This window comes from Chitinasiproducens palmae (assembly GCF_900095735.1).
Lineage (GTDB): Bacteria > Pseudomonadota > Gammaproteobacteria > Burkholderiales > Burkholderiaceae > Chitinasiproducens > Chitinasiproducens palmae.
The window spans coordinates 759,258-784,638 of record NZ_FNLO01000001.1 but is presented as its reverse complement, the minus strand read 5'-3'; the positions used below and the strand labels follow the sequence as shown (position 1 = coordinate 784,638).

General features: G+C 66.1%; 20 protein-coding genes and 2 pseudogenes. 14 read left to right on the top strand and 8 right to left on the bottom strand.

Annotated features, from left to right (window positions below; all coding sequences use genetic code 11):
* Window positions 1–102 precede the first annotated feature (102 nt).
* The 4 genes from BLU54_RS03030 (at window position 103) to BLU54_RS03020 (ending at window position 3,573) form a co-directional block, all read left to right on the top strand.
* Window positions 103–2,274 (top strand): PTS fructose transporter subunit IIC, encoded by a 2,172-nt coding sequence (locus BLU54_RS03030; RefSeq protein ID WP_091904367.1) that lies wholly within the window; start codon window positions 103–105, stop codon window positions 2,272–2,274.
* Window positions 2,275–2,339: 65 nt separating this feature from the next.
* The gene (locus BLU54_RS23090) at window positions 2,340–2,630 is read left to right on the top strand and encodes a hypothetical protein (RefSeq protein ID WP_139169436.1); all 291 of its coding nucleotides are present in this window, start codon (window positions 2,340–2,342) and stop codon (window positions 2,628–2,630) included.
* 332 nt (window positions 2,631–2,962) lie between these two features.
* Entirely contained in the window at window positions 2,963–3,304 is a 342-nt protein-coding gene (locus BLU54_RS03025; protein ID WP_091904557.1) for a type II toxin-antitoxin system RelE/ParE family toxin, read from the top strand.
* Window positions 3,301–3,573 (top strand): helix-turn-helix domain-containing protein, encoded by a 273-nt coding sequence (locus tag BLU54_RS03020; protein ID WP_091904365.1) that lies wholly within the window; start codon window positions 3,301–3,303, stop codon window positions 3,571–3,573. The genes BLU54_RS03025 and BLU54_RS03020 overlap by 4 nt, the downstream gene beginning before the upstream one ends.
* A 592-nt stretch (window positions 3,574–4,165) precedes the next feature.
* Here BLU54_RS03020 and BLU54_RS03015 read toward each other — a convergent pair.
* Together BLU54_RS03015 and BLU54_RS03010 are read right to left on the bottom strand one after the other, a co-directional pair.
* Entirely contained in the window at window positions 4,166–5,818 is a 1,653-nt protein-coding gene (locus BLU54_RS03015) for a UdgX family uracil-DNA binding protein (protein WP_091904363.1), read from the bottom strand.
* 45 nt (window positions 5,819–5,863) lie between these two features.
* Window positions 5,864–7,177, bottom strand: a complete 1,314-nt coding sequence (locus tag BLU54_RS03010; RefSeq protein WP_091904555.1) for a putative DNA modification/repair radical SAM protein — start codon at window positions 7,175–7,177, stop codon at window positions 5,864–5,866.
* 828 nt (window positions 7,178–8,005) lie between these two features.
* Between BLU54_RS03010 and BLU54_RS03000 the strand changes: the two genes are divergently transcribed.
* The 8 genes from BLU54_RS03000 to BLU54_RS02965 all read left to right on the top strand — a co-directional run bounded on the left by BLU54_RS03000 (window position 8,006) and on the right by BLU54_RS02965 (window position 16,738).
* Window positions 8,006–9,037: a glycosyltransferase family 4 protein gene (locus BLU54_RS03000; protein ID WP_091904361.1), complete on the top strand. Its 1,032-nt coding sequence runs from the start codon at window positions 8,006–8,008 to the stop codon at window positions 9,035–9,037.
* A gap of 192 nt (window positions 9,038–9,229) precedes the next feature.
* Window positions 9,230–10,219 (top strand): MurR/RpiR family transcriptional regulator, encoded by a 990-nt coding sequence (locus BLU54_RS02995; protein ID WP_091904359.1) that lies wholly within the window; start codon window positions 9,230–9,232, stop codon window positions 10,217–10,219.
* Window positions 10,176–11,303: an ABC transporter substrate-binding protein gene (locus tag BLU54_RS02990; protein WP_091904358.1), complete on the top strand. Its 1,128-nt coding sequence runs from the start codon at window positions 10,176–10,178 to the stop codon at window positions 11,301–11,303. Before BLU54_RS02995 ends, BLU54_RS02990 begins: the two co-directional genes overlap by 44 nt.
* Complete coding sequence (locus BLU54_RS02985; RefSeq protein WP_235837751.1) at window positions 11,273–12,433, top strand: ABC transporter ATP-binding protein; 1,161 nt, start codon at window positions 11,273–11,275, stop codon at window positions 12,431–12,433. Before BLU54_RS02990 ends, BLU54_RS02985 begins: the two co-directional genes overlap by 31 nt.
* Window positions 12,430–13,305: an ABC transporter permease gene (locus BLU54_RS02980; protein ID WP_235837750.1), complete on the top strand. Its 876-nt coding sequence runs from the start codon at window positions 12,430–12,432 to the stop codon at window positions 13,303–13,305. Before BLU54_RS02985 ends, BLU54_RS02980 begins: the two co-directional genes overlap by 4 nt.
* A complete protein-coding gene (locus BLU54_RS02975; protein ID WP_091904354.1) occupies window positions 13,302–14,099 on the top strand; it encodes an ABC transporter permease in 798 nt (265 codons plus the stop codon). The genes BLU54_RS02980 and BLU54_RS02975 overlap by 4 nt, the downstream gene beginning before the upstream one ends.
* Window positions 14,100–14,147: 48 nt before the next feature.
* Window positions 14,148–15,287 carry a M24 family metallopeptidase gene (locus BLU54_RS02970; RefSeq protein WP_091904352.1) on the top strand — a complete coding sequence of 380 codons (1,140 nt, stop codon included), beginning with the start codon at window positions 14,148–14,150 and terminating at the stop codon, window positions 15,285–15,287.
* An 8-nt stretch (window positions 15,288–15,295) separates the two neighbouring features.
* Window positions 15,296–16,738, top strand: a complete 1,443-nt coding sequence (locus tag BLU54_RS02965) for a M81 family metallopeptidase (protein ID WP_091904350.1) — start codon at window positions 15,296–15,298, stop codon at window positions 16,736–16,738.
* A 44-nt stretch (window positions 16,739–16,782) separates the two neighbouring features.
* On the opposite strand, the gene BLU54_RS02960 is transcribed toward BLU54_RS02965, so the two are convergent.
* The 3 genes from BLU54_RS02960 to BLU54_RS02950 form a co-directional block, all read right to left on the bottom strand.
* On the bottom strand, window positions 16,783–17,898 hold the full coding sequence (locus BLU54_RS02960; RefSeq protein WP_091904348.1) for a transporter: 1,116 nt from the start codon (window positions 17,896–17,898) through the stop codon (window positions 16,783–16,785).
* Between the two features lie 384 nt (window positions 17,899–18,282).
* Entirely contained in the window at window positions 18,283–19,707 is a 1,425-nt protein-coding gene (locus tag BLU54_RS02955) for a type II toxin-antitoxin system HipA family toxin (protein WP_091904346.1), read from the bottom strand.
* Complete coding sequence (locus BLU54_RS02950) at window positions 19,704–19,994, bottom strand: helix-turn-helix domain-containing protein (protein ID WP_091904344.1); 291 nt, start codon at window positions 19,992–19,994, stop codon at window positions 19,704–19,706. The genes BLU54_RS02955 and BLU54_RS02950 overlap by 4 nt, the downstream gene beginning before the upstream one ends.
* A 785-nt stretch (window positions 19,995–20,779) precedes the next feature.
* Here BLU54_RS02950 and BLU54_RS02945 point away from each other — a divergent pair.
* Window positions 20,780–21,208 carry a TOBE domain-containing protein gene (locus BLU54_RS02945; protein ID WP_091904342.1) on the top strand — a complete coding sequence of 143 codons (429 nt, stop codon included), beginning with the start codon at window positions 20,780–20,782 and terminating at the stop codon, window positions 21,206–21,208.
* A 125-nt stretch (window positions 21,209–21,333) separates the two neighbouring features.
* On the opposite strand, the gene BLU54_RS02940 is transcribed toward BLU54_RS02945, so the two are convergent.
* The 3 genes and pseudogenes from BLU54_RS02940 to BLU54_RS02930 all read right to left on the bottom strand — a co-directional run.
* A complete protein-coding gene (locus BLU54_RS02940) occupies window positions 21,334–22,038 on the bottom strand; it encodes a DJ-1/PfpI family protein (RefSeq protein ID WP_091904340.1) in 705 nt (234 codons plus the stop codon).
* Between the two features lie 105 nt (window positions 22,039–22,143).
* Window positions 22,144–22,776, bottom strand: a pseudogene (locus BLU54_RS02935) (GNAT family N-acetyltransferase); the annotation flags it as partial.
* Window positions 22,777–22,947: 171 nt separating this feature from the next.
* A pseudogene (locus tag BLU54_RS02930) lies at window positions 22,948–23,598 on the bottom strand (pyridoxamine 5'-phosphate oxidase family protein); the annotation flags it as partial.
* A gap of 177 nt (window positions 23,599–23,775) precedes the next feature.
* On the opposite strand from BLU54_RS02930, the gene pdxR reads away from it, so the two are divergent.
* On the top strand, window positions 23,776–25,278 hold the full coding sequence (gene pdxR / locus BLU54_RS02925; protein WP_091904338.1) for a MocR-like pyridoxine biosynthesis transcription factor PdxR: 1,503 nt from the start codon (window positions 23,776–23,778) through the stop codon (window positions 25,276–25,278).
* The last annotated feature ends 103 nt before the right edge of the window (window positions 25,279–25,381 follow it).

Sequence of the window (25,381 nt, the reverse complement as noted above, 5' to 3'; positions counted from 1 at the left end):
ACGCACGCCACGTCGAGATGATGCCGAGGTCCGGGTTGACCCCTGCGCGGCACGGCGGCATGGTCGTCACGAACGGACGGGCCGAGCGCCCGGGAGGAGACAATGGAGACAACACGTATCGTTATCGTGGTCGTCGCACCGCGGCGCCGCGCCTGCCTGACCCTGGCGGTGGAGTCGTTACGCCGCGCCGCCGCCGGCGCTGGACTGCACGCGTCGTTCGAGACGCGCGGCCCCGCTGGCAGCGGCGAACGGCTTGATCCTGCCGAATGCAACGGTGCGCTTGGCGCGCTGTTTGTCATTGACGGCGATGCGTCAGCCGATGCGGTGCGACTTCCCGGTATCCATCGGTTTCATCGCTGCAACCTTGATGATGTCCTGGCAGACGCGGACGCGGCCCTGGCGGCCGCGCTTGCCGCGCTGGGTCGAGCGGTGCCGAAGCGAGTCGGGGCGGACGGCGTTGCATCGAGAGAAGCGGTGGCCGCGCACGCTGGAAAAGCCGTGACATTGAGTGACCGGCATGCGGCAGCGGAGGGCACGGGCATTGTCCGCAGCGATCGCCTGTCCCACGCGCTACCGGACGGCGCCGAAAGCGATAGCGCCAGCTCGGCGCGGCAGCGCCGTGTGGTCGGCGTGACGTCCTGTCCCACCGGCATCGCGCATACGTTCATGGCGGCCGAAGCGCTGAAGCGAGCCGGCGCAGCGCTCGGGTATGCGATGCGGGTCGAAACGCGTGGCTCGGTCGGTGCGCAGGATGCGCTTACCGACGACGAGATCGCCGCGGCCGACGTCGTTATCGTGGCGGCCGACACACAAGTCGATCTGTCCCGCTTCGCAGGCAAACGTGTGTACCGCAGTGGCACCAAGGCGGCAATCCGGAATGGCAGCGCCGTGATCGAGGCCGCGTTGACCGAGGCCCATCTGTTCGACGACCCGGTCGAAGGGCGCTTGGCAGCAACCGTCGCCACTGACCACACGGCCCGCGATCGAGCCGTCGCGCGTGGACCGGACGCCGGCACTGGCAGTATTGGCGTCGGCGTCGGCGTCGGCGTTGGCGTTGGCGTCGGCGGCGCGACCGCGGCCATCGCGCGTGCGCGCCAGGCAGCCGGCATACCGCTCGCGCACCTTGTCATGCGACTGCCGGTGGTCCGAGACTTCTACCGTCACCTGATGACCGGCGTCTCGCACATGCTGCCGTTCATCGTAGCCGGCGGCCTATTGATCGCGCTCTCGTTCGCAGCCGAGGGCGTCGATACCGCGGCCGCGGCGCCGCAAGGCAGCCTGGCGTGGTCGCTGCGCGAGATTGGCGCACGCGCCGCGTTCGCGCTGATCGTCCCGGCACTGGCCGGCTTCATTGCATTTTCGATCGCCGACCGCCCGGGGCTTGCGCCGGGCATGATCGGTGGCTGGCTTGCCGCCAGCAGCGGCGCCGGCTTCCTCGGCGGCATCGTGGCCGGTTTTGTGGCCGGCTATGCCGCGCGCGCGGTGGCGCGCTGGCTCACGCTGCCGAAGCCGCTCGCCGGCCTGAAGCCCGTGCTGCTGATACCGCTGCTCGCGACCGCGATCGTCGGCTTCACGATGCTCTACCTCGTCGGCGAGCCGGTCGCGCTTGCGTTGCGCGCGCTCGAAGCCTGGCTCGGCAGCCTGCAGGCCGGCAGCGCGCTTGCGTTCGGCGCGCTGCTCGGCGGCATGATGTCGATCGACATGGGCGGCCCTGTCAACAAGACGGTGTACGCGTTCAGCAGCGGTCTGCTGGCCAGCGCGGTGTATACGCCCATGGCAGCCACAATGGCTGCCGGCATGACAGCACCGCTTGGCATCGCGCTCGCGACGCTGCTGTTCCGCAGCCGCTTCGCCGCGGACGAGCGCGAAGCTGGCAAGGCGGCAGGACTGCTTGGTCTCGCTTTCGTCAGCGAAGGCGCACTGCCTTTCGCGGCCCGCGATCCGTTGCGAACCATTCCCGCATGCGTCGTCGGCTCCGCAGTGACCGGCGCGATCTGCATGCGCATGGGCGTCCAACTGCGGGTTCCGCACGGCGGCGTGTTTGTACAATTGATCCCGCATGCTGTCACGCCACTGCTGCCCTACGCATTGGCGATCGTGACCGGTAGCGTTCTGACCGCCTTGCTACTGGTGCTGGCGCGAGGGATTGGCCCGGACGCAGCGGCCGGCGATGGAACGAGCGCCGAGGGCCGGGGCACGGCTGGCGGCGCGCTCTGCGGCGGCAGTGCTGGCACCGGAACGGCGGGACACACCGGGGCGGCAACTTCGCGTTGAGCGATGCGCGTTCGTATGCTCGCGGGAAGGTTGCAACGTGGAGGCGGCGCGTCGGCCGCGACAGAATGGCGAGCGTGCTGGGGCAGACCGTCGTGGCGAGGGCGAGCAGCTACCCATTGGCGGTCAAGCGGCAGCACGTAAGGACGGTGCTTCCCGCGCACATCGACGATATAACCCGCACGTCAACCATTCCACGCATCCGTTTCCACTGCATGGCCGGACGCGTGCCGTCGACCGCCCTGTGCGCTTCGAAAGGCAAACGCTTCAGAACCGGCTTCCGCCGTTCGATCGAGTGCCTGGCGCGTGATCGGCAATCAAGCATTCAGATCTGCATTCGCCTCGCGGATCGCGGCTGATCATTCCGAGCGGCTTCGCGTCACCCCAGATCGCCTTGAACTGTCAGCAGACCGGGAAGACGGGGCGGCGCGGTCGACGACATTGCCAAGTGAGACCCCGGTACGCAAGTCGTGCCATCGACTCCGCGCGTCGGTCGCTCGAGCGACGCTCAAGGGATGGGACGCTCAGGGGATGGGACGCTCAGGGGATGGGACGCTCAGGGGATGGGACGCTCAGGGGATGGGACGCTCAGGGGACGCCCAGCTTCTGTGCGATCGGTCTCAACCTACCGCGCAACGTCCAACTGCGCAGATCCCTTGCGCATATATACAAGATTTTGTATGATGTCGGCATGGATAGGGTTGTGAAAACCGTCGTTTTTCGAGGCGGAGCGCTGGACGATCTGCGACGTTTTCCGGAGGGGGCGCGGCGTGAGGCAGGTTACCAACTCGATAAGGTTCAAAGCGGCCACGAACCTAGCGACTGGAAACCGATGCATACGGTTGGGCAGGGCGTTCGGGAAATCAGGATCCGGGACGTCGGGGGCGCGTTTCGTATCATCTATGTCGCGAAGTTCGCTGATGCGGTGTATGTCCTCCATTGCTTTCAAAAAAAAACACAGGCGACCGGCAAGGCAGACCTCGATATGGCCGCGAACCGATACCGAGATTTGGTCAGGGAGCTGGGCTTATGAGCAACGAACGTTTTACCAGTGTATGGGATGCCATCGAGGACACGACCGCAGCCGACAACATGAAGCTGCGTTCAGCACTGATGATGGCAGTTGAACAGCGCATCAAAGAACGGGGCTGGACCCAGGCGCAAGCGGCGCGGCAACTCGGCGTCACCCAGCCTCGCATCTCAGATCTCTTGCGCGGCAAAATCGATCTATTCAGCCTCGACACGTTGGTGAACATGGTGTCGGCTGCTGGTTTGCATCTCGAATTTCGAATTGCAGCTTAATGGCCGCTCGGCGACGAGATGAGGATCGAGTCTGCCAACCGCGCGTCGCCGTACTGCGGCTGTTGTTCGTTACAAGCCGCGTTGTATCAGACGCACCCGTCTCGCCGGCGCATCGCTGTGCAAGGGCTAGCATAGGCGCGGATGATTCCATCTGCTGTGTCACACCGCTGATCACCTGCGCGGGAAACGCTCTGCATCTGCAACCAGCGGTCAGGCGTCCTGCGCGGCTTGAGACGTCTGTTGACCGGCATCGCATGACCGCTTGGTGGTGCCGTCTCACAGCACCGCCGCGAGACCGCCAACCGTCGGTAACATCACAGTTCTAGTAACGGATCGCGCCAGCGCTTGCGACAGGATGAGGACTTCCCAAGCTGGCCTTCGGCGCTGTATCCAAGTGAGTCACTCATCGCAGGACGGCTAACAACGCACGAGTTGAGCCGGACCGCTGCGATCTGCCGCTCTGGTCTGCCGCTGGAGTCCGCCGATTCCGTCGAGGAGCGGCTGATCCTTGCGTCGGCGAGGACGCTAAGCCCGAGTGCCCACGCCGGCGCAGCGTCCCCCGGCAATATTCGACTACGTTCCCCGGCCGCCGTCACGTACCGTGCGCTTCGAGCAATTCGCGGGCGCGTGCCAGCGCCTCGACGATCGTGCGTTCGGCGGCCGCGCGCGCCTCGGCATCCGGTACGCGCAGCGCGTAGGACGGATGGTAAGTCGGAACGATCCACATGCCATCTTGTTCATACGGTTGGTTCAGCACGCTGGACAGCTTCGCCTTTGCAGCGCTGAGGGACTTCAATGCCGTCGCGCCGAGCGCTACGACGACGCGTGGCCGGTGAGCCGCGATTTCCTGTTCGAGCCACACATGGCAGGCGTCGATTTCGCGTTGCGCCGGCGTCTTGTGCAGCCGCCGCTTGCCACGTGGCTCCCATTTGAAGTGCTTCACCGCGTTGGTGACGTAGACGCGCTCGCGCGGCACGTCGGCGCTGGCCATCGCGCGGTCGAGAAGTTGGCCGGCCGGGCCGACGAAAGGTTTGCCGCTCAGGTCCTCCTGATCGCCCGGTTGTTCGCCAACCAGCATCAACGTCGCGTTGGCCGGTCCGACGCCGCCGACGGCTTGCGTTGCATGCTCCCACAGCGGGCATCGCCGGCAGGTGTCGAGCGACGTTGCGGCGTCGCGCTGCGGCTGCGCGTCGTGCGCGCTGACGGCGACCTGCTTGCCGGTATTGCCGCGCAGCGTGGGCGCCTGTGCGTGACGGCGCTGTCCGGTAGTCGCCTCGGCGGCCAGCCTCGGAATCAAGTCTCCCTCGGGCAGATGCTTCCAATACCGCAGCGGCAGATGCTGGCGGGTCAGCGCGGGGTTGACGCGGGCCGGGTTGAATATGCTTCGGAAATAGGTGCGCCACAGTTGTTCGACTTCGTCCTGGGACGCAGGCCGTTTCTGCGGCGCGGAGCGATCGATGTCCAAGCCATCGCGGTCGTGGCGGGCCACCCCGTCCGGCGTCGCGATCATCCACCGGGCGCGGCCAAGCCGCTTCTCGAAATAACGCGCCAGCGGCTCGAGAATGTCGTGCTCGGGTTCGCACCAAGCGACCAACGCGGGCGCTGCGGCCGGGTCGGTTGCCCCGCTAGCGGCCACGGGCAACGCCGCTTCGGCGGCGTCGGTCGATGCCGACGCCGCAGCGTCGTCGGCGTCCGACGTTTCGCTAAAGCGGAGGAATGCGCGCCAATGATGGAATTCACGTGTGACCTGTCGGGCCATCCGCGTCAAACGCTCGCCGTCGATATCGCCTGGCAGCACGGCGGCATGGTCGCCGTGGGCATAACGCCACACGACGCGATAGAGAAAAGACCAGCGCTGCGGGTCGGACGCACGTGCGGCGGTGCGAATCCGCTTGAGCACGTCGCGGGGCACGGCAAACCCTGCGGTCGCGTCGGATGCATTCGTTTCATCGGCCGGCGCGACGCCCACGGCGTCCACCGCGTCGCCTGCCTCGACCAGGGCGGGCATACGCGACACCGCAGTGCTGCCGGTGCGGACCGTTTCGGACGCGGCGAGGCACGGTGCTGTCGTCTCTGGCAGCGGGTCGTCGAACAGGAAGCCTGCGCGCGGCTGCCTTGCGTCAGCAGCAGGCCCACTATCGGTAGTGCGCCACTCGATCTGATCGGGCGCGAGTTGCGCGATCAGAGCACGGCGCGCCGCCGTCCGCCAACTGCCGAAATCGTCATCTATCGTTACCGTTTGCATCGTCGTCTCCTTGAGCGGAACGCTTGCGACGCGACCCGCCAGCCGTCACCAGAGTGAGGCTTGCACCGGCGCGGGACGCGCTGTCGCCAACGACCGCCGCAACGCCTCGCTACCCGTCTCGGCCGTCGCCGGCCGCCAATCGTCCACGACAATGAACGGACGGGCGTTGCGCAGACCGCAGCGCAGTCTCACCAGATCGTCGTACCGCAAGCGCCGCTCCCGACGCAGCGCGACAATCCGTTCCGCATTGCGTAGCCCGATGCCCGGCACGCGCGCGATCATGCTGCGATCGGCTCGGTTCAGGTCGACTGGAAAAAACTGGCGGTGCGAGAGCGCCCAGGCGAGCTTGGGATCGACGTCGAGCGCCAGATCGGTTTTCGTGCCGAGGATTTCCGCCGCATTGAAGCCATATTGCCGGATCAGAAAATCCGCCTGATACAAGCGGTGTTCACGCTGCAGCGGTGGCGGGGCGAGTGGTACGCTGGTGGGACTGTCAGGAATCGGGCTGAACGCCGAGTAATAGACCCGCTTGAGCCGATACGACAGATACAGCGTTTCGGCGGTGCCGAGAATCGTCCGGTCATCGGTGGCGTCCGCGCCGACGATCATCTGCGTGCTCTGTCCGCCGGGGGCAAACCGCGACCCGCCATTGCGCCGCTTCGGCGACGGCGTTCGGCCCCCGGCCGGCGCAGATTCGGTGGCCGATGCGGCCGGCTGTGCGAGGAGGGCGCCGGTGCTACCCGATTCGTCGGCGACGCCTTCAAGCCGGTGCCGGATGCGCGCCATCGCCCGGCGGATGGTTCCCGCGCTTTTTTCTGGCGCCAGCCGAGCAATGGAAATCTCGGTCGGCAGTTCAATGTTCACGCTGAGCCGGTCCGCATAGCGACCCGCGAGATCGATCAGTTCCGGCGAGGCGTCCGGAATCGTCTTCAGGTGAATGTAGCCGCGAAAATGATGATCCTCGCGCAGACTGCGCGCCACCTCGACCAATTGCTCCATCGTGTAGTCGGACGATCGGATGACGCCCGAGCTAAGGAACAGTCCCTCGATGTAATTACGGCGATAAAAGTCAAGCGTCAACGCGACCACTTCGTGTGGCGCAAAGCGTGCACGCTGAACGTTGCTACTGCGCCGGTTCACGCAATACTGGCAATCGTATTGGCAGAAGTTCGTCAGCAGCAGCTTGAGAAGCGAAACGCAGCGGCCGTCGGGGGTGTAGCTGTGGCAGATTCCATGAGAGGTCGAGACGCCCATGCCATCACGTCCAACCGAATCCCGTTTCGGCGCGCCGCTGCTTGCGCACGATGCGTCGTATTTCGCCGCGTCCGCAAGAATCTCGAGTTTTTTGCCCCGTTCCATCGCCACCGCCCGTAACTGTATGGATAAACAGTAGTATAGCGATATTTTCACGGGCGAGCGCGATGCCGCGATGCCGAGATGCCGGTAAGTGCTGGGGTTAGTGTCCGCCTCCGCCCCATCCGGGTCCCGGACCCCGCCCGCCCGCATTGCGGCCGGGACCTGGCCCGCGCCATCCTGGGCCGGGACCGCCGGGACCGGGGCCGCCCGGCCGCGGCCCATTCCACCCTGGCCCTGGCCGCGGGCCGCCCCAGCCCGGCCCCGGGCCCCAGCGCGGGCCGGGCCCCCAGCCGGGTCCGAAGCGCGGTGGCGGCCCCACGTACACCGGCCCGCCATAGCCGTAATAGGGCGCCGGCGCCCACACTGCCGGCGGCGGGCCATCGGGCACCACCACGCATCCGCCCAGCATCAGGCTCGCTCCGACGGTCGCCGCGATCGCGAGCGCGCGAATCGACAACCGGTGCCCTTGCCGGGCGGCACTGGGTCTATATCTGGCTTTCGGGCAACCCGGCATCTCGGTTCTCCAGCGATATCGCGGGGATCCGCGATATTTTCAGCATGCGCGTCTTTGTCACACCGGGTGTTACCGGCAGTCTGGAATGTGACAAACGATTTCAACGGGTACGGTTGCTGCAGCACCCGAGCCCGCACCGCGGCCGCAACGTAGCAGACGCTTACAAGCATCGCGCGATCCCGAGCTGTTTTGCGGGGGATCGGACGGACACCGCATGCGACGCCGGCGCATCTCGTCTTGCGTGGCTTTGCCTGCCTAAGCGGCCTGCTCGGCTGCTGTTGGCTTCCCAACGTTGAACATTGTCAGGAGTAGCGTGCATGCGTATCGCCCAGGTTGCCCCTCTCTACGAAAGCGTTCCGCCGCGTGCCTACGGCGCGACAGAGCGCGTCGTGTCGTTCCTGACCGAAGCATTGACGCATGCGGGCCATCGAGTGACGCTGTTCGCGACCGGCGATTCCACCACCGCCGCGGAGCTGGTGCCGATCTGCCCGCGGGGCCTGTGGCGCGACGTCGACGTCTGGGACACGCTGACCCATCATGTCCGGCAGTTGGAAGCGGTCGCCGCGCGCGCCGCAGACTTCGATGTCGTCCATTTCCACGGCGACCCATTCCATTTTCCGCTGGCGCGCCGCCTGCCGTTCGCCCACCTGACGACGATGCACGGCCAGTTGCTGGCCGCGGACCACGGCCCCTTGTTCGAGGCGTTTCCCGACGCGCCGCTGGTATCGATCTCCGACAATCAACGGCGGCCGCTGCCGCACGCGAACTGGCGCGCCACGGTGCATCACGGCATGCCGCTGGACGCGCTGCAATTTCATGCCGGGCGTGGCGACTATCTACTTTTTCTTGGGCGGATGATGGGTGAGAAACGCCCGGATCGCGCGATCGAAATCGCCCGGCGCGCCGGCTTGCCGCTGAAGATGGCGGCAAAGGTTCATCCGGGAGAAGTCGAGTACTTCCGCAACGAGGTCGAGCCGATGCTGCGGGCCAATGCCGACATCGTCGAATACCTTGGCGAGGTCGGCGGCGCGCAACGCGCAGCGCTGATTGGCAACGCGCGCGCGCTGCTGTTCCCGGTCGATTGGCCAGAGCCGTTCGGCATGGTCATGATTGAAGCGATGGCGAGCGGCACGCCGGTGGTTGCCTGGCGCCGGGGCGCGGTGCCGGAAGTGCTTGACGAAGGCGAGACCGGCTTCATCGTGGAGGATGTCGATGCGGCGGTCGACGCGGTGGCGCGCGTTGCTAGTCTTGACCGGCGGCGGTGCCGCGCGGTATTCGAGCGGCGCTTTGATGCCACGCGGATGGCCGCGGACTATGTCGCGGTCTACGAGGGATTGCTTGCGCGATAGGCCGGGCCGCGACCGCTCCGCACCGTCGCTGCGGGCGGAGCGGCCGGCAATCACACGCTTCGCGTGCGGCTGCTGCCGGCCGAAGAACTCCGCCTGCGCGCGATTATTTTTTCCCGATTGACGGCGTCTGTCGCAAACGTTACAGTGCATTGAAATTCTGTAGCGAACGCTACAACACCGGAACCTACCTTCGTGCTCTTCGTAGACGCAGTCAAGGCGGCGTCGGCGCAGTTGACGCCGTCGCAAAAGCAGTTGGCGCGCCACATTCTCGACCACAGCGAGCAAATCGCGTTCGCGACGGCAAAACAGGTCGGCGACGCCGCGGGTGTCAGCGACGCCGCGGTGGTGCGCTTTGCGCGCGCCCTCGGTTATGACGGCTTCCCCGCGATGCGCATGGCGTTGCGCGACGGGCTGCTGGAGCGGGTGGGTTCGGTCGGCATGCGGTCGATCGGCCATCCGACATCCAGTGGCGAAGACCTGCGGCGCGCGGTCTTTGCCAACGACGCCGCGTTGATCGAGGCGACCGAGCAGTTGAATTCGACCGCGCTGGCCGAAACCGTCGTCGACCTGATGAGCCGCGCGCGCCGCATTTGGATCGTTGGTCATGGCACGACGTACCCGCTCGCGTTGATGCTGTCGATGCAGTTGAACCAGGCCTTCGGCAATGCCGACGTGCTCAACGTCGGCAACGGCGATCTCGCCGACCGGCTGCGCCACGTCGGGAAGGGCGACGTGCTGATCGGCATCGGCTATGCCCGCTACCTGCCTTATACGCTCGACGTGATGCGCATCGGCGGGCGCTTCGGCGCGCACGTGATCGCGATCACGGACAAGCCGTCGTCCCCGCTGGCCGAACTCGCGCAGCACACCTTCGTTGTCGGACGCAGCGGTGCGGCAATCGCCTGGTGGTCCCAGGCCGGCACGCTCGCGCTGGTGAACTGGCTCGTCGAGATTGCACTGCACAGGAACGGGCCGGCAGTGACCGAATGGCTGCGCCGCTCCGACGAAGTGTGGCGCGAGCTCGGTCATTGGAACAGTGACGGCAACTCTCCGGACGACCGCTCGTTGGTCGACCATCTGAAGGCTCAGGAATCCGCAGCGCAAGCATTCGCCTCGCAATCAACCAAGGAGCACTCCAATGAAGGATCGGAAGTCCAAGTCGGCCGGCGCAAGCGCCGTTGAACTGCCCGGCAACGTCCAGCGCCGCGCGTTTCTGAAGACGGGCGTGGGGCTGGCCGCGGCCGGCACGCTGTCGCTCTCCGCGCCGGCAGTGCTGGCCCAACGCGGCAACGGCCGGGTGGTCGTGCGCGGTCTCGGCGGGGCGTACCAGGACGCGATGACGGCGGCGATCTACAAGCCGTTCACCGCGGCGACGGGTATCGAGGTGGTGGTGCAGCCGGCGACCGCCGCGCAGATCAGGGCCATGGTGCAGGCCAAGCGCGTCAGCCTGGACGTCGTCGACCTGACGGACATCGCGCAGGTGGCGCTGGACAAGGTCGGCGCGCTCGCGCCGATCGATTATGCCGGCATGAAATATACAAACCCCGACGATATCCAGGCAGTGGTGCGCAAGCCGAACATGGTCGGCAACCTGATCTTCTCGACGGTGATGGTCTACAACACCGACGTGTTCAAGGGCGGCAACCATCCGAAGACGTGGAGCGAATTCTGGGACGCAAAGCGCTTTCCGGGCAAACGCACGCTTGCCGACCAACAATCCGGTTCTGCCGAATTGGAATTCGCACTCCTAGCCGATGGCGTGCCGATGGACAAGCTCTACCCGCTGGACGTGCCGCGCGCGTTGCGTGTGCTGGCGAAGATCAAGCCGGAAATCGTGATGTGGTGGAACACGGGCGCCGCGTCGGCCCAGTTGATGGAGCGTCGCGATGCCGTGCTCGGCGGGTTGTGGAACGGCCGCGCGCAAGACCTGATCGACAAGGGCGCGCCGCTCGCAATCGAATGGAATCAGGCGAAGCGGCAAACGCAGGCGCTGAGCATCATCAAGGATTCGCCAAACGCCGCCAACGCGCAGAAGTTCATCGACTTTGCGCTGCAGCCGAAGGTGCAGGCCGAAGTGGTGCGGCACATCGCTTACGGTCCGACCAACCGCCAGGCGCTGAAATTGTTGAAGCCGGAGGAACTCGCGAAGCTGCCGAGTTCGAAGGAGCACTTCGCCCAGTCGTTCCAGCAGGATCCGGAATGGTGGTCCGAGAATCTTTCCTCCGTCGGCCAGCAATGGCAGTCGTGGGTCTTGCAGCGTTCGTGAGTCTCGATATGTCGGTTACACGCCAGTTCTCCGGTGCGGCCCTGCGCCTGCAGGGTATTAGCAAGTTCTACGGCGACGCAGCGGCGGTCCGCGCGCTCGATTTGGATATCGCACCCGGCGAATTCGTTACGCTGCTCGGCGCGAGTGGTTCGGGGAAGACGACCACCTTGATGATGCTCGCGGGCTTCGTCGAGCCCAGCGAGGGGCGGATCCTGATCGGCGATCAGGACGTGACCACGCTGCCGCCGGCCAAGCGCGAACTGGGGGTGGTCTTCCAGAACTACTCGCTGTTCCCGCACCTGAGCGTCGCGCAGAACCTCGCGTTCCCGCTGGAGATGCGGGGCCTGGGCCGACATGTGATCAGAGAGCGCGTACAAGCCTTGCTCGAGATGGTGCAATTGCCGCAGATGGCGCAGCGCTATCCGCGCGAGATGTCGGGTGGCCAGCAACAGCGTGTCGCACTGGCGCGAGCGCTGATCTTCGAGCCGCGCGCCTTGCTGCTCGACGAACCGCTCGGCGCGCTCGACAAGAATCTCCGCGAGCACATGCAAACGGAGATCAAGAGCCTGCACGCTTCTCTTGGCACCACGATGGTGATGGTCACGCATGATCAGGAGGAGGCGCTGACCCTGTCGGACCGCGTCGCCGTCATGCACGATGGCGCGATCGCCCAGATTGGTACGCCGGCGACGCTCTACGAACGGCCGGTCAACCGCTGGGTGGCGGAATTCATCGGCCAGTCGAATTTGCTGGACGGCTCGGTCGAGTCGATCGACGATGCGCGCGCGGTGGTGCGACTCGACAGCGGTGCCCGATTGGTCGCGCCGCGTGCCGCCGGTTTGGCCGCGGGCGCGCGGGCGAGCGCGCTATTGCGTCCGGAGCGGCTGCGGCTGGAACGCAAGGGTCAGACGACGGCAATCGACGCGACGGTGCTCGACGGGACCGTCCTGGATCTCGTCTATCTCGGGCACACGGTGAAATACCGCGTGCGCCTGCCGGATGGGCAGACGTTGATCGCGCAGATTCCGAATACGGGCGAACCCGGCAGGCCGCAGTCCGGCGATCTCGTCACGCTGCGTCTCAGCGCCGATTGCGCATGGCTGATGCCGTGCGAAGGAGCGGCGTCGTGAGCACCGTCGTCGTTTCGGGCGCTAGACGTCGCCGCGAGCCGCGGCGACGGACCGCGCTCTGGCTGCTGCTGCCTTTGCTCGGCTTCCTCGCCGTTTTCTTTCTTTATCCGTTGGGCGCGATGCTGTCGCGCAGCGTGTACGCGGATGGCGCGTTCACGACGCGCTTTTTTCAGCGCGTCATCGACGATCCGGCCTATCTGCAAGTTCTCTGGACCACTTTCGAGATCGCCGCGATGGTGACGGTCGCGACGCTGGTGCTCGGTTATCCGCTGGCCTACTTCCTGTCGCGCCGCCGCCCCCGCACCGCGGCGCTGCTGATGATTCTGGTGGTCGTGCCTTACTTCACCAGCGTGCTGGTGCGCACCTATGCGTGGATGGTGTTGCTCGGCTCGCATGGCCTGATCAACGAGGGGCTGCTCGCACTCGGCGTGATCGACCGGCCGTTGACGCTGCTGTACAACCGCGTCGGCGTGCTGATCGGCATGACCTACATGCTGCTGCCGTACATGGTGCTGGCGCTCTACAGCGTGATGCGGTCGATCGATACCAGCCTGTTGCGCGCGGCTGAAAGTCTCGGTGCGAGCCGCTTGCGTGCGTTCTGGCGCGTGTTCTTCCCGCTCTCGCGCCCGGGGCTGGCGTCGGGGTCCTTGCTGGTATTCATCCTCGCACTCGGTTACTTCATCACGCCGGCACTGATGGGCAGCCAGCAGGACAGCCTGATTTCGATGGTGATCGAAGCGCAGGTCGAGACCTACTTCGACTGGAACTTCGCGTCAGCGCTTGCCGCGCTTCTGCTCGGCAGCACGCTGGTGCTCTTTGCGCTGTACGAGCGGCTGGTCGGGCTCAATCGTCTATTCGAGTCGAAACTGTGAAACAACATACGACCGGATTCCCGGTGTCCTGTGTCGCGGTGGCGGTGCTCGTGTTCCTGGCCGCGCCGATCCTGCTGGTCTTCCCGCTCGCGCTGAATACGTCGGAATACCTGTCCTTTCCGCCGAAGGGGCTGACGCTGCGCTGGGTTACCGACGTACTGAGCGACACCGCGTGGCTCGACTCGATCTGGCTCAGCGCCCGCGTGGCCGCCTTGGCCACCGTACTGACGCTGCTGCTGTCGCTGCTCGCGTCGCTGGCCCTGGTGCGCGAACGTTTCCCGTTCAAGCGCTTGGTGTACGCGGTGGTGCTGCTGCCGATGATCGTCCCGAACATCATCGCGGCGATCGCCATGTTCTTTTTCTTCGCGGACATGCCGTCGCTCGGCAGCGTCGCATCGATCGTGCTGGGCCACGCGGTGGTGTCCGCGCCGATTGCCGTGATCATCCTCTCGTCAACGCTGCAAGCCTTCGACATGCGGCTCGAGAACGCCGCGATGAGCCTCGGCGCGAGCCGGGTCACCGCTTTCCGGCGAATCACGCTGCCGATGATTGCGCCCGGACTCGCGTCCGCCTTCATCTTCGCGTTCCTGACCTCGTTCGACGAGTTGTTGATTGCGCTGTTTCTGTCGGGCACCGGTGCGCAGACCTTGCCAGTACGCATCTGGAACGCGGTGCTGTTCCAGCTCGATCCGAAGATCGCCGCGGTCAGCGCGTTGCTGGTGATCGTCTCGGCGTTGACGCTGGCACTGGCGTCCCTGTTTTCGCGCCGCGGCCCGGACGCGGCCGATCGCTGAACGCGTCCGCCGCGCCGGTGGCCCATTCCCTGGAGCTGTAGAGCAGTCATGACCGCACATAAGACATTGCCTTTCACGATCGAAGAATATCGCGCCCGCCTTGAGCAGGTGCGCAGCGCGATGCGGGAGCGCGGGCTGGATCTCGCGCTGATCGATCAGACCGACTTCCTGTTCCACCTGACCGGCTTCGGCATCTCGGAGAATATGTATCGCGCCTGCGTCGTCCCGCTGGAGGGCGAGCCGGTGTTCATGCTGCGCGCGATGGACCAACTGCCTTTCCAGGAGTCGACGTGGCTTACCGAGTACGTCGATTTTTCGGACTGGGAGGATCCGATCGAGGTGCTTGCCCGCTTGCTTGCCCGCAAGGGTTGGCACGACAAGCGGATCGGTATCGACGGCGACTCCTACTGCATGACCTTGAATCGCTATCGCCGCTTGCAGGCGGCGTTGCCCGCCGTCGACTTCGCCGATTTCTCCGGCGTGCTGGAAGTGATCCGCGCGATCAAGTCGCCGCAGGAGATCGCCTATCTGCGTCGCGCGGCGGCGATCGGCGACATTGCGATGGAGGCCGCCTTCGCGGCCGCCGGCGTCGGCAAGAGCGAGCGTGACGCTGCCGCCGCGGTGAGCTATGCGTTCATGACGAACGGCGGCGACGGCGGGCGTACCGGCCCGATCACGCAAGGCATCGGCGACGCTTTCCTGCACGGCAATCTGCATGACCGTCCGCTGCAGCAGGGCGACATCCTGCATCTGGAGTTGCTGCCGTTCTTCAATGGCTACAGCGCCCGCCTGATGCGTCCGGCGGTGATGGGAGAGGCAAGCGCTGCGCAGCGCGCGCTGGCCGAGCAGCTGCTTGCGATCCAGGACGCCCAGTTCGCCGCGATGCGCCCGGGTGTGCCGGCGCGCGAGGTCGATCGGCTCGCGCGCGAGCCGATCATGGCGGCGAAGCTTCGTCCGTCCTACCCGAACATCACTGGCTACACGCTCGGCTACTACCCCCAGTCCACGCCGCACACCAGCGATTTCACTCGTGTCTTCCTGCCGACCTCGGAATGGGTGCTGCAGGCGGGCATGGTGTTCCACATGTATGTCTCGGCGGACGGCATCGCCTTCAGCGAAACGGTGCTCGTGACCGACGACGGCATCGAGCTGTTGACCCGTAGCCCGCGCCGTCTGACGGTGGTGTGAGCCACGCAATGATACGAATTGCGATCGGTGGGCTGCAGCACGAGACCAACACGTTTTCGCCGACGCCGGCAACGTTGCGGGATTTCATGGAGGGAGGCGGCTGGCCGGGCCTGCAGGACGGCGCCGCGATGTTCGACGGTCTGCGCGGTCTGAATCTGCCGATTACCGGCGCGCTCGAGTGCTTCGAAAGCTCGCCCGAAGTCGGGCGAGCGGGTTTGCAGCCCTTGCTGTGGGCGGCTGCGACGCCGTCGGGCCGGGTGGCGGACGACGCGTTCGAGACGCTGGCCGCACGGATGGTGACGGCGCTGGCGGCGGCCGGACCACTCGACGGGCTTTATCTCGATCTGCACGGCGCGATGGCGTGTACGAGCCACGACGACGGCGAAGGGGCACTGTTGACGCGACTGCGCGCGGCATTGGGTCCGGATGTGCCGCTCGTCGCCAGCCTCGATATGCACGCGAACGTCAGCGACGCGATGATCGCGTGCTGCGACGCGCTGGTGGTCTACCGCACCTATCCGCACGTCGACATGGCGGAGACCGGGGCACGTGCCGCGCGCCTGTTGCTGGAGCGCATTGCGTCCCGTGCGGCCGGTCGGCCCTGGCACAAGGCGGTGGCCCGGGTCGACTACGTTGCGCCGCTCACCGCGCAGTGCACGCTGGGCGAACCGGCTGCCTCGGTATGCGCGGAAGCGCTGGCGTTCGAGAATGCGCCGCACGTGGCATCGGTGTCTTGGGCGTGCGCGTTTCCGCTTGCCGAGATCGACGACGCGCGGCAGTGCGTGCTCGCATATGGCGAGGACGCGACGCGCGCGAATGCCGCCGTGGACGCGCTTCGCGCCTCGCTGCTGACGCGTCGCGAGGCATTCGAACAGGTGCTGTACACGCCTGCCGAAGCCGCGTCGCAAGCCGTTGCATTGGCGAGGCATGCGACGCTGCCCGTCGTGCTCGTCGACACGAACGACAATCCGGGGGGCGGCGGATCGTCGGACACCACCGGCGTGCTGCGCGCATTGCTGACGGCACAGGCGCCCTCGGCCGTCGTGGCGATCCTGTGCGACGCAGCGGCGGCCGAGGCCGCGCATCGCGCGGGCGTCGGTGCCAGTCTGACGCTCGACCTGGGCGGGAAGGTGTCGGGCGGGCCGCCGTTGCACGGCTGCTACGAGGTGCTACGTCTGGGCGACGGGTGTTTCGTCGGGACCGGCCCGATGTGGGGCGGGACGCCGATCAACCTGGGGCCGATGGCGCTGTTGCGCATCGACGGCGTGCGCGTGATCGTTTCCTCACGGAAAATGCAGGCCGGCGATCGGTCGATCTTCGCGCACCTGGGCATCGATCCGGCCAACGAGAAGATCCTGTCGTTGAAGAGTTCGGTGCACTTTCGGGCCGATTTCGACGCGATCACCTCCACCCGGCTCATCGTCGACGCGCCGGGCCTCTGCGGCCGCTAGCACCTTGACGCCCGGCCGGCGCATCGCGCAACCGGGCAAGCGCGTCAGCGCCAGAAGCGGTCGCGCAGCCGACGCGCACTGCGTTCGTCTCGCTCGTCGCGCGCGTCGAACGACTGCGCCGCGCGCCGGCGCGGGCCGATTTGGCGGCGGAAGATCCACCAGCCCGCGGCCGCGGTCGAACTCGCGACGAGTACCACCATCAGCCAGAAACCGTGGGCATTGCTTGAAAACGGAATGCCGCCGACGTTCATGCCGAAAAACCCGGCAATGATGTTGACCGGCAACGCGAGGACGGTCACGAGCGTGAGCGTGAACAGCGTGCGCGTGTTCTGTTCCTCCAGCCGGGCGGCGACTTCTTCCTGCAGCAGGCGGATGCGCTCGACCAGGCCGGCGAGGTCGCCCAGCACCAGCGAGAATTCTTCGGTCGATTCGCGCAAATCCTGAACGTCGTCGGCGTGCAGCCAGCGCGGCGGCCGCGCCAGCAGCCGGAAGATCGAACCCGGTTCCGGCGCCAGCATGCGCTGCAACCGCACCAGAATGCGCCGCATCGCGCCGAGGTCGAAGCGGTTGACGCTTTCGCGCGCCGACACGAATCGGTCCTCGGTGAGATCGACCTCCAGGCTGGTGTGACGGACGATCCGCACCAGCAGGTCGGCCTGATCCCGCATCAGGTACACCAGCAGTTCAACGGTGGATCGAAACGTCTCGCCGCGCCGGATTGCCGCTCGCAGGCTGTCCACCGACCGCAGCGGCGTATGGCGGGCCGTGATCATCACCGGGCCGCGTGCGCAGATCCACAGCGTCGAGACGTCCGCCGGCGAAAATTCGAGATCGAACGTGACGTCGTTGACGATGGCCAGCAGCGCGCCTTCCTGTTGCTCGATACGCGTCGAATGCGATCCTTCGCGCAGCAGCTCGAAAAAGCCGTCGGGCAGTTCAAGATGGCTGCGCAGCCAGTTCTCGCTGGCCGCGTGTGCGAGGTTGAAGTGCAGCCAGACGAACTCCTCGGAGCGCGCCTGTTGATCGCCTTGACGCTCGAGCCAGTCGAGCACCGCCGGCAGGTCGAGCGGCACGCCGGCGTGATCCGGCAGGAAGCGGAAGGCGCAGAGCAGACCGACGACGTCGATCTCGGGTGGCAGTGTGGCGTAGTCGCGTTCCATTGCGCATTCTTTGTTGCACTGCTTGACAGGGTGCCACAAGCAGACGATTCGAGGGTGACGGCGCGCCGCGTGGCGTCGCCATGGCGATCGGGCGAGCGTGAGCGCTGCCGGTGGGCGGTGCCGACGTGCGCTTGCGGGACGACCGGGAGATCGCTTGCGAGCGCTGCCGGCGTGCATTTCGCGATGGTGTCGCGTGACCGTTCCCGTGCATTGCCTGCATTGCCTGCATGACTCGGCCTTGCAGGCGTGCCGATGGCAGCGGCCCGGCAGGCGAGACGAACAATACGCGATAAAGCGATCCGTTTCACCATCGGCGCGGCACGCCGCGTCGAGGTGTTGCGCCCACGCCTGCTTTCCTGCGGACCGGGCGTGCCGCCGGCGTTGTCAGTCAGCCGATGCCTCGGCGCGCTGGCCCCGGCGGCGCAACGAGACAATCAGCGGGTGCGCTTCGAGGTGCGCTTCGAGATTAGCCTTCTGACGCGTCGTCAGGGGCGCGTCGGCGATCATCCGCGGCCAGTGTTTGCTTGCCGCCAGTACGGTCTTGCGGATCACCGCGGAGGCGGGCCGTTCCAGCAGGCCCAGCCGGTTGCAGAAGGTGCGCAACATCGCGGGACTCAGGGCCGGCTTGCCGGCGGGCAGGGCGCCCCTGTCCGTGCCGACCGCGTCCTGCTCGACGGTGGTGCCGGCGCCCGCCGTCTTGGCGGATGGGCCGCGCGGTGGCAGGCGCGGTGGCAAGATGAACAGCGCGTGACCGCTGCGCCGTTGGTACGCGCTGTAGGCGACGATATCGTACGCGGGGGACAGCGACGGAGTGCGACCGTCGCGGTAGATCACGCCAATGTTCTTGAGGTGCATGTCCGGATTGCCCAGCAGCTCGTTCACCGTCATGCGGCGCAAGAGTTCGTGCACCGCGGCCTCGCCCATCGATGGGATGGCCAGCATCACGGCGGCCACTTCCAGATAGCTGCGGCTGTACTTGTCCTCTGGCTGGACACCCAGAATCTGCGCGAAGTCTTCGACGTGAAATCGCGTGCCAGGCGCTCGGTCGAAACGGGTGACCGCGAGAAACGCGGTCTGGGCGCCGGCCTGGCCAAGATCGTAACGGTGCTCGACGGCAAGCTTGGCGAGCGGTTCCAGCCGTGCCTCGCAGGCGTCGACGCCTGCGGCCCGTGCGAGTTCCAGGGACAGCGCCTCCAGCTCGGGCAGAAGTGCATAACCCACCACCGGGAGTTTCGCGATGATATGCGTATCGCGCATTCGCGTTCGCCCGACATAGCGGTCGCCGTCACGGATCACGCCGACCTTCGGTTGTACGCCGGATACCGAGACGCCGTCGTCCATCGGTTCCGCGGTCACCGTCATCTCCAGCGAATCCGCATCCTGCGTGACGAGGTGAGTCAGTTGCTCGCGGTCCAGCACGACGGGACGCGCGTACACGTTGCCGGGCAGATCGCGTCCGCATGCCGCCAGCATTTCAAAATGATCGCGCGGATCGCAGCCGCGCACGGCCGCGACATGATCGCGGAACACGCCTTCAGGCAACAGGCCTTGGAAGAAGGGCGGCAGCAGCCAGCCGTTTCGATTCGAATAACGGCCGTTGAACAGACGCGACGTGACGTTCGCCCATAGCGCGCGCTGTGCTTCGGGGCGGTCCGCCAACATCGAAAGCGAGAGCACCGGCGTCTCGTCGGCGCGCGCGTAACCGTCGTCCGCCACGAAGCGCAAGATGGGCTGGACGTCGTCGCCGTACCGGAAGAGCGTGCCCAGCCTCGCATCGCCGAGGTAGATCCCTAGCGCCTTGACGTTCACGTCTCGTCTCCGAGCTGATCGAGCGCGGCCTGCACGCGCGTACGCACTTCATTCTGCGGCTCGCTCGGCATGCCTGCCGCCGCTTCGCGTGGCACCAACGTCAGTTCGAGCCCAAGGCGATCTGCAATAGCCAGCAGCGTCGACACCTTGTAATCCTGCTCCCCACCCAGCACGTGGTTCAAGGTGCGATAGGTCACGCCGGCGTCATGCGCCAACTCAAGCTTGCCGACCACCATTCGGTTGAAGCGGCGCAGCAGGATCTCGGATATCTCTTTCAAGGTACGCATGTGATATCAAAGTACCATTTAATAGATAAATGATACTTTGATACCTTTTACAAGGCAAATTGATATGATACTAAAGTATCATTTAGGAGTGAAATGATACTTTAGTATCTCTTTCTATGCAGAAAGACGGCACGGTGGCAACCATATTCCAGGGAACAGGGTGGCAGGGTTGCCGCTAAGGTTCGGCATGCCACCCTCCGTCGTCGTTCGCGGATGGCCCTACCTCTTTACGTCAGCAAGTACGCCTTCAGGCGTCGCAAACTCGCGAACATCCGACCTGCTCGACGATCCGCGTTCCGGCGCCGGCTCGCCGACCTGCCGCTCCCTGGGAAAACTCCGACGAAACTCACAGCGCCACATTGTTTCTCGCCACGTCGGCCACGCTGAAGAAATAACGCTTCTCTATCTGCTCGTTTGAAACAAGACGTGTTGCGATGCCCCATGACGCCTCCGTGCGCAACGATCAGCGCTGATTACTGTGTTTTTATACAGTATAGTCCGACGTTTTTCGAACCGGCAAGCGCTGCTTGCGAATTTTGAGGTTTGCTTTGACCATGCGCTGACGCGGCCGCCGCCCGCACGGGAGGTGCGAGCATGGTCGCCCCGCAGTGGGTCGACGCTTCGGATCGGCCCGCACCCGCCTGCACTCGCTGTCCTTTTTACGTCAGCCGCCTCGGGAACGGGCTACACTGGCGACGCATCATCGAACCACTGGACGGAACGCGCCGGATCGCCGCGCGCAATGGATCCGCCTGTGTCCCCAGCCATCTCGTTCAAGGAAGAGCATGCGTACCAGCGCTCGTAACCAATTTCCAGGCACGGTCGTATCCGTTGCACACGGCGCCGTACTCGATGAAGTCGTGTTGCGCGTCGACGAGGGCTTCGAGATCGTCGCGTCGATCACTCAGGACAGCGCGACGCGGCTTCGTCTTGAACCGGGGCGCGCTGCGTTCGCACTGATCAAGGCCTCATCGGTCATCGTCATGGTCGATGTGGCGCCCTCGCAGGTTTCGGCGCGCAACGTCGTCGCGGGAACGCTGTCACAGGTGAAGCCAGGAGTCGTGACGTCCGAGGTTGTACTGACCACGGCCGCGGGCACCGAAGTTGTCGCGACGGTCACGCAAGCCAGTGCCGAGCGGATGGGGTTGGCCGCCGGACGCCAGGCGTGTGCGATCTTCAAGGCCTCGTCGGTGATTGTCGGCGTCGACGACTGACGGTAGCGGCAGGGCGGTGCGCGGCGCTTGCGCTGCACTTGCCCGGCCGGCCCGGCCGGCCCGGGCGCCTGGCCCTTGGCGCATCACGCGCCGATGAACGGACCGGCCGTCAGAGGCGAAGCAATTCAGACCGGTTGCCAGTCGTACTGCATCTGACGTGCCGTGGCGACCGCACACGCTTGCCCCATGATCCGCGAGACCAGATGCAGGCTCATGCCGATCCCTGCGGAGATGCCGGCCGAAGTCACGATCGTGCCGGCGTCGACGAAAGGGACGTCGCCGACGACGTTTGTATCGGGCAGGGCTGTGCGCAGGTCGGCGAGATCTTCCCAGTGGGTGGTCGCGGTGCGTCCACGCAGCAAGCCGGCCTTGCCTAGCACGAATGCGCCGGTGCACACCGAGGCTGTCAGCCGCGCGTTCGCGGCGGTGTGCCTGACCCATTCGATGGTGCGAGCCTCCGCGAGGGGTGCATCGACGACACCACCCGGTACCAGCAGGAGATCGGCCGTCGGATGCGTTTCGAATCCATAGCGAGCCACCACGTCCAAGCCGTGCCGTGCGCGGACCACGCCTGGGCTCACGGCGATCGTGTCGACCTCGAATGCTGCATGCGCCAGCGCGAAATGACGTCTCGCCACGCGTGACGCAACGGAGAACACCTCATACGGACCCGCGAAATCGAGGATTTCGACGTCTGGAAACAGCAGCAGTGCCACACGGAGCGTGCGGGTGGCGGCCAGCGCGGCAAGCGTTTCGTCGCGTGCTTCTGCGTTGTTACCGCGCAGCGCGGGGCTGACGTTGGCGCTGTCGCCGTCGGAAAAAGCGGTCATGCAACACTCCTTGCTGAGAGGGAACAATTGGATCCTGCGGCTATGCCGGTCGGCGTGCGTGCGTGCGCGTGGGTAGGTGGGTGGTGGCGCTGTGCGACGGCCGGTTCAGGCAGCACCGCGTGGCGCCGCTCGATCCTCCAGTACTACCGCCACATCCTTCATTGCCGCGCGTTGTCGTCCGGTCTCATCGAAGTTGGCCGGCGCCAACCACGCGCGATGGCGTGCGCGAACCTGCGGCCATTCCTCGTCGGTCAAGGCAAACCAGGCGGTATCACGGCTGCGGTGCTTGTAGACGACGGCCTGCCGGAACAGTCCTTCGAGGCGGAAGCCAAAACGATCCGCCGCGCGGCACGAACGCGCGTTCAGCGCATCGCACTTCCATTCGAGCCGCCGATTACCGAGTGTGTCGAACGCCTCCGCCATCAACAGGTGCACGGCTTCGGTGGCCGCCGGGCTGCGCTGCATCCGGGGCGAGAACGTTACGTGGCCGATTTCGATCGCGCCGTTGCCCTCGTCGATCCGCATGAACGCAATCGTCCCGACCGCTTCGCCGGTGGTGCGTTCCACTACCGCGAAGTGCAGTGCATCGCGGCTTGCCGCGGCGTCTTCCAGGTAGGCGAGGTAGGCCTGCCTGTCGGTGAACGGGCCGACCGACAGATAGGTCCAGTCGCGCGCGGCACGTTCGCCGACCAGCGCGTTCGCCAGCGCCGTACCGTGCCTGGCCGGATCGAGCGGTTCGAGCCGCACGCGATTGCCCTCAATCGCCTCGCGCCGCGGCGCACGCGCGCCGCGCCATTGCGGCAGCGGACGGCCCACGGGCTGGCCGCAATCGTTCCTAGGCACGGCTGTGTCAGGCGCGCCGACATCGGCGCGCAGGTCGCGCGCGGTGCCCGGCGACAGGCTGGCCAGTCGCCATTGCAGCACGTGCGCCGGCTCCTCGACGACGGTGGGCGTGGCGTCCGCAAGCGCCTGTCGAGGGGCGCCGGGTCGCACTGCAAGCGGCAGCACGCCGGCCCAGACAGGATGCCCGAGGTCGGCTTCGTCGTCTTTCGGTCCGCCTTCGCGGACCTTGCAGGCGAATTCGTCGAGCGGCAGGCGCAGGATCGTCGTTGCCGCCAGCTCGTTGCGGTCGGGCGCGCGGACCTGCGTTGCCCGTCCGGCCGCAATGTGTTCCATCAGTCCGTCGAGTGCCGCGCTTTTGCGCTCGTCGGACAGAAGTTCGAAAATGCCGTAGATGACTGCGCTGCGGTAGTTCATCGAATGGTGGAACGCGGAGCGCGCCAGCACCAGTCCATCGAGATGAGTCACCGTGACACACGCCTGCGCGCCGGCCGCCAGCGCACGCACCATCCGACTGCCATTCGAGCCATGTATCAACAGCCCGTCGCCTTCCCGCCAGCAGACGGTTGGAAGGCAATGCGTATGGCCACGTTCGTCCTGGAAGGCGACGTGGCAGACGTAGGCCGCATCCAGAATCGCGAGCAGCGTGGTGCGGTCATAGCGGCCGCGCTCAGCGGCGCGGCGCACTGTGGTACGTGGGGTTGCGGGCGGGGTCGACATGGATCGAAACGTCCAGGAAAGCGGGGATCGGGTGCTCGATCGGCGGCGAGCATGGCGCAGGGTGGGCGCGGTCCGCTGCGCGTCGGGCGTGACGCGCTAGCGGTGCGAACGGCGCCAGATTAAGCGATGCGTGGTACCGTGCAAAGACCCACAAATGTCGCTTCTGATGGAGCCACGATGGAACTGGACCTGACGCTGGCCATGCAGACCGCCGTCCCACAAGCGGCGGACTCCACGCGGCAGCGACGGCTCTACGAAACCCTGCGTGATGCGATTCTGGACGGCCGCTTGTCCGGCGGGGCGCGTCTGCCGGCTTCGCGCGCCTTGGCGGAGCAGCTTGGCTGCGCCCGCAACACCGTCCTGCGTGTCTACGAACGCCTCGCCGACGAAGGGCTGCTGCTGGCCGACCGGCAAGGCTCGCGCGTGCCCCGTTTCACGCATCTGCGAGGAGAGACGCAGGGCGCCGCGGCGGTCGCGCCGCTGGCTACCCTCGAAGCCGCGGCGCCCGCCCGCCTGGACGACGCGCCACTGTGCGATGTGCGGGCGCGAGCGGCCGCTTCGGGACTGCGCCCGGGCATTCCCGCGCTGGACGCGTTTCCCTTGCCGCAATGGCGCAAATGCGTGGCCCGCGCTTGGCGCGCAATCGACGCGGATCTGCTTGGCTATGGCGGCGACCGCGAAGCGGTCGGTCATCCGGCGCTGCGCCGGTCGATCGCCGCGTATCTGCGTGTCGTCCGGCAGGTTCAATGCGAAGCCGACCAGATCATCGTCACCGACGGCACGCAGACCGGTCTCGATTTGTGTGCCCGCGTGCTCGCGAAACCAGGCGATGGCGTCTGGATGGAAGACCCTGGCTACGATGGCGCACGCGCTGCGTTCATGGGGGCAGGCCTGCGGGTCGAGCCGATCGCGGTCGACGCGGACGGCATGGCGCCGCGACCGGCTGATTGGACCTGCCGGCCGCCTCGTCTCATTTTCGTCACGCCGTCGCATCAATACCCATTGGGCGCGGTGCTTTCGCTGCAGCGTCGGCTGGCCTTGCTCGAACGTGCACGGGCCGTCGGCGCATGGATCGTGGAGGACGATTACGACTGCGAGTTCCGCTATCGGGGCGCGACGTTGCCGTCGGTGCAAGGACTGACGCGCGATGCGCCGGTCGTCTACGCCGGGACCTTCAGCAAGACGATGTTCCCGGCGCTGCGTCTCGCATTCCTGGTGGTGCCGCGCGCAGTCCAGGCGACGATCGCGGCCGGGCTGGCGCGACAAGGACGCGAAGGTAGGATTGCGGACCAACTGGCGTTGGCCGACTTCATCGACAGCGGGCAATACGCGCGGCATCTGCGCCGCATGCGCACGCTGTACCGCGAGCGGCGCGACGCCCTGATCGCCGCCATCGAGCGGCACCTGCCCGACGTGCTCGAGCTATCCGGCGGCGCGGGCGGCATGCATTTCAGCGCCCGCTTGCGCGTCTCGGTGAGCGATGTCGCCATTTGCGATGCCGCGGCCAAAGAAGGCCTGCGCGTGAAAGCGCTCAGTGGCTACCGGCTGCGTGGCGTGAACGGTCGCGAGCACAACGGTTTCGTGCTCGGCTACGCGAATCTGCCGGCAGAAAGTGCCGATCTCATCGTCGCGCAGCTGGCACGGCTGATTGCCGCTGCGCGACCTCGGGCGGGCGGCTGAATGCGCACGCGACCGCCGGCAGTCCCGGTCCGGCGCAAAGGCCGCATCGCGATAATCAATCGCGGTACATAGTCACGATACGATAGCGGACCTGTCCGCGAAT

Bases quoted from the DNA above. Each gene is read 5' to 3' on its own strand.
- BLU54_RS02940 (WP_091904340.1), bottom strand. From the start codon at position 22,038: ATGACCGCTTTTTCCGACGGCGACAGCGCCAACGTCAGCCCCGCGCTG.
- BLU54_RS03015 (WP_091904363.1), bottom strand. From the start codon at position 5,818: ATGCAAACGGTAACGATAGATGACGATTTCGGCAGTTGGCGGACGGCG.
- pdxR (WP_091904338.1), top strand. From the start codon at position 23,776: ATGGAACTGGACCTGACGCTGGCCATGCAGACCGCCGTCCCACAAGCG.
- BLU54_RS02990 (WP_091904358.1), top strand. From the start codon at position 10,176: ATGAAGGATCGGAAGTCCAAGTCGGCCGGCGCAAGCGCCGTTGAACTG.
- BLU54_RS03020 (WP_091904365.1), top strand. From the start codon at position 3,301: ATGAGCAACGAACGTTTTACCAGTGTATGGGATGCCATCGAGGACACG.
- BLU54_RS03000 (WP_091904361.1), top strand. From the start codon at position 8,006: ATGCGTATCGCCCAGGTTGCCCCTCTCTACGAAAGCGTTCCGCCGCGT.
- BLU54_RS02950 (WP_091904344.1), bottom strand. From the start codon at position 19,994: ATGCGTACCTTGAAAGAGATATCCGAGATCCTGCTGCGCCGCTTCAAC.
- BLU54_RS02945 (WP_091904342.1), top strand. From the start codon at position 20,780: ATGCGTACCAGCGCTCGTAACCAATTTCCAGGCACGGTCGTATCCGTT.
- BLU54_RS23090 (WP_139169436.1), top strand. From the start codon at position 2,340: ATGGCGAGCGTGCTGGGGCAGACCGTCGTGGCGAGGGCGAGCAGCTAC.
- BLU54_RS03030 (WP_091904367.1), top strand. From the start codon at position 103: ATGGAGACAACACGTATCGTTATCGTGGTCGTCGCACCGCGGCGCCGC.
- BLU54_RS02960 (WP_091904348.1), bottom strand. From the start codon at position 17,898: ATGGAACGCGACTACGCCACACTGCCACCCGAGATCGACGTCGTCGGT.
- BLU54_RS02985 (WP_235837751.1), top strand. From the start codon at position 11,273: ATGGCAGTCGTGGGTCTTGCAGCGTTCGTGAGTCTCGATATGTCGGTT.
- BLU54_RS02965 (WP_091904350.1), top strand. From the start codon at position 15,296: ATGATACGAATTGCGATCGGTGGGCTGCAGCACGAGACCAACACGTTT.
- BLU54_RS02970 (WP_091904352.1), top strand. From the start codon at position 14,148: ATGACCGCACATAAGACATTGCCTTTCACGATCGAAGAATATCGCGCC.
- BLU54_RS03025 (WP_091904557.1), top strand. From the start codon at position 2,963: ATGGATAGGGTTGTGAAAACCGTCGTTTTTCGAGGCGGAGCGCTGGAC.
- BLU54_RS03010 (WP_091904555.1), bottom strand. From the start codon at position 7,177: ATGGAACGGGGCAAAAAACTCGAGATTCTTGCGGACGCGGCGAAATAC.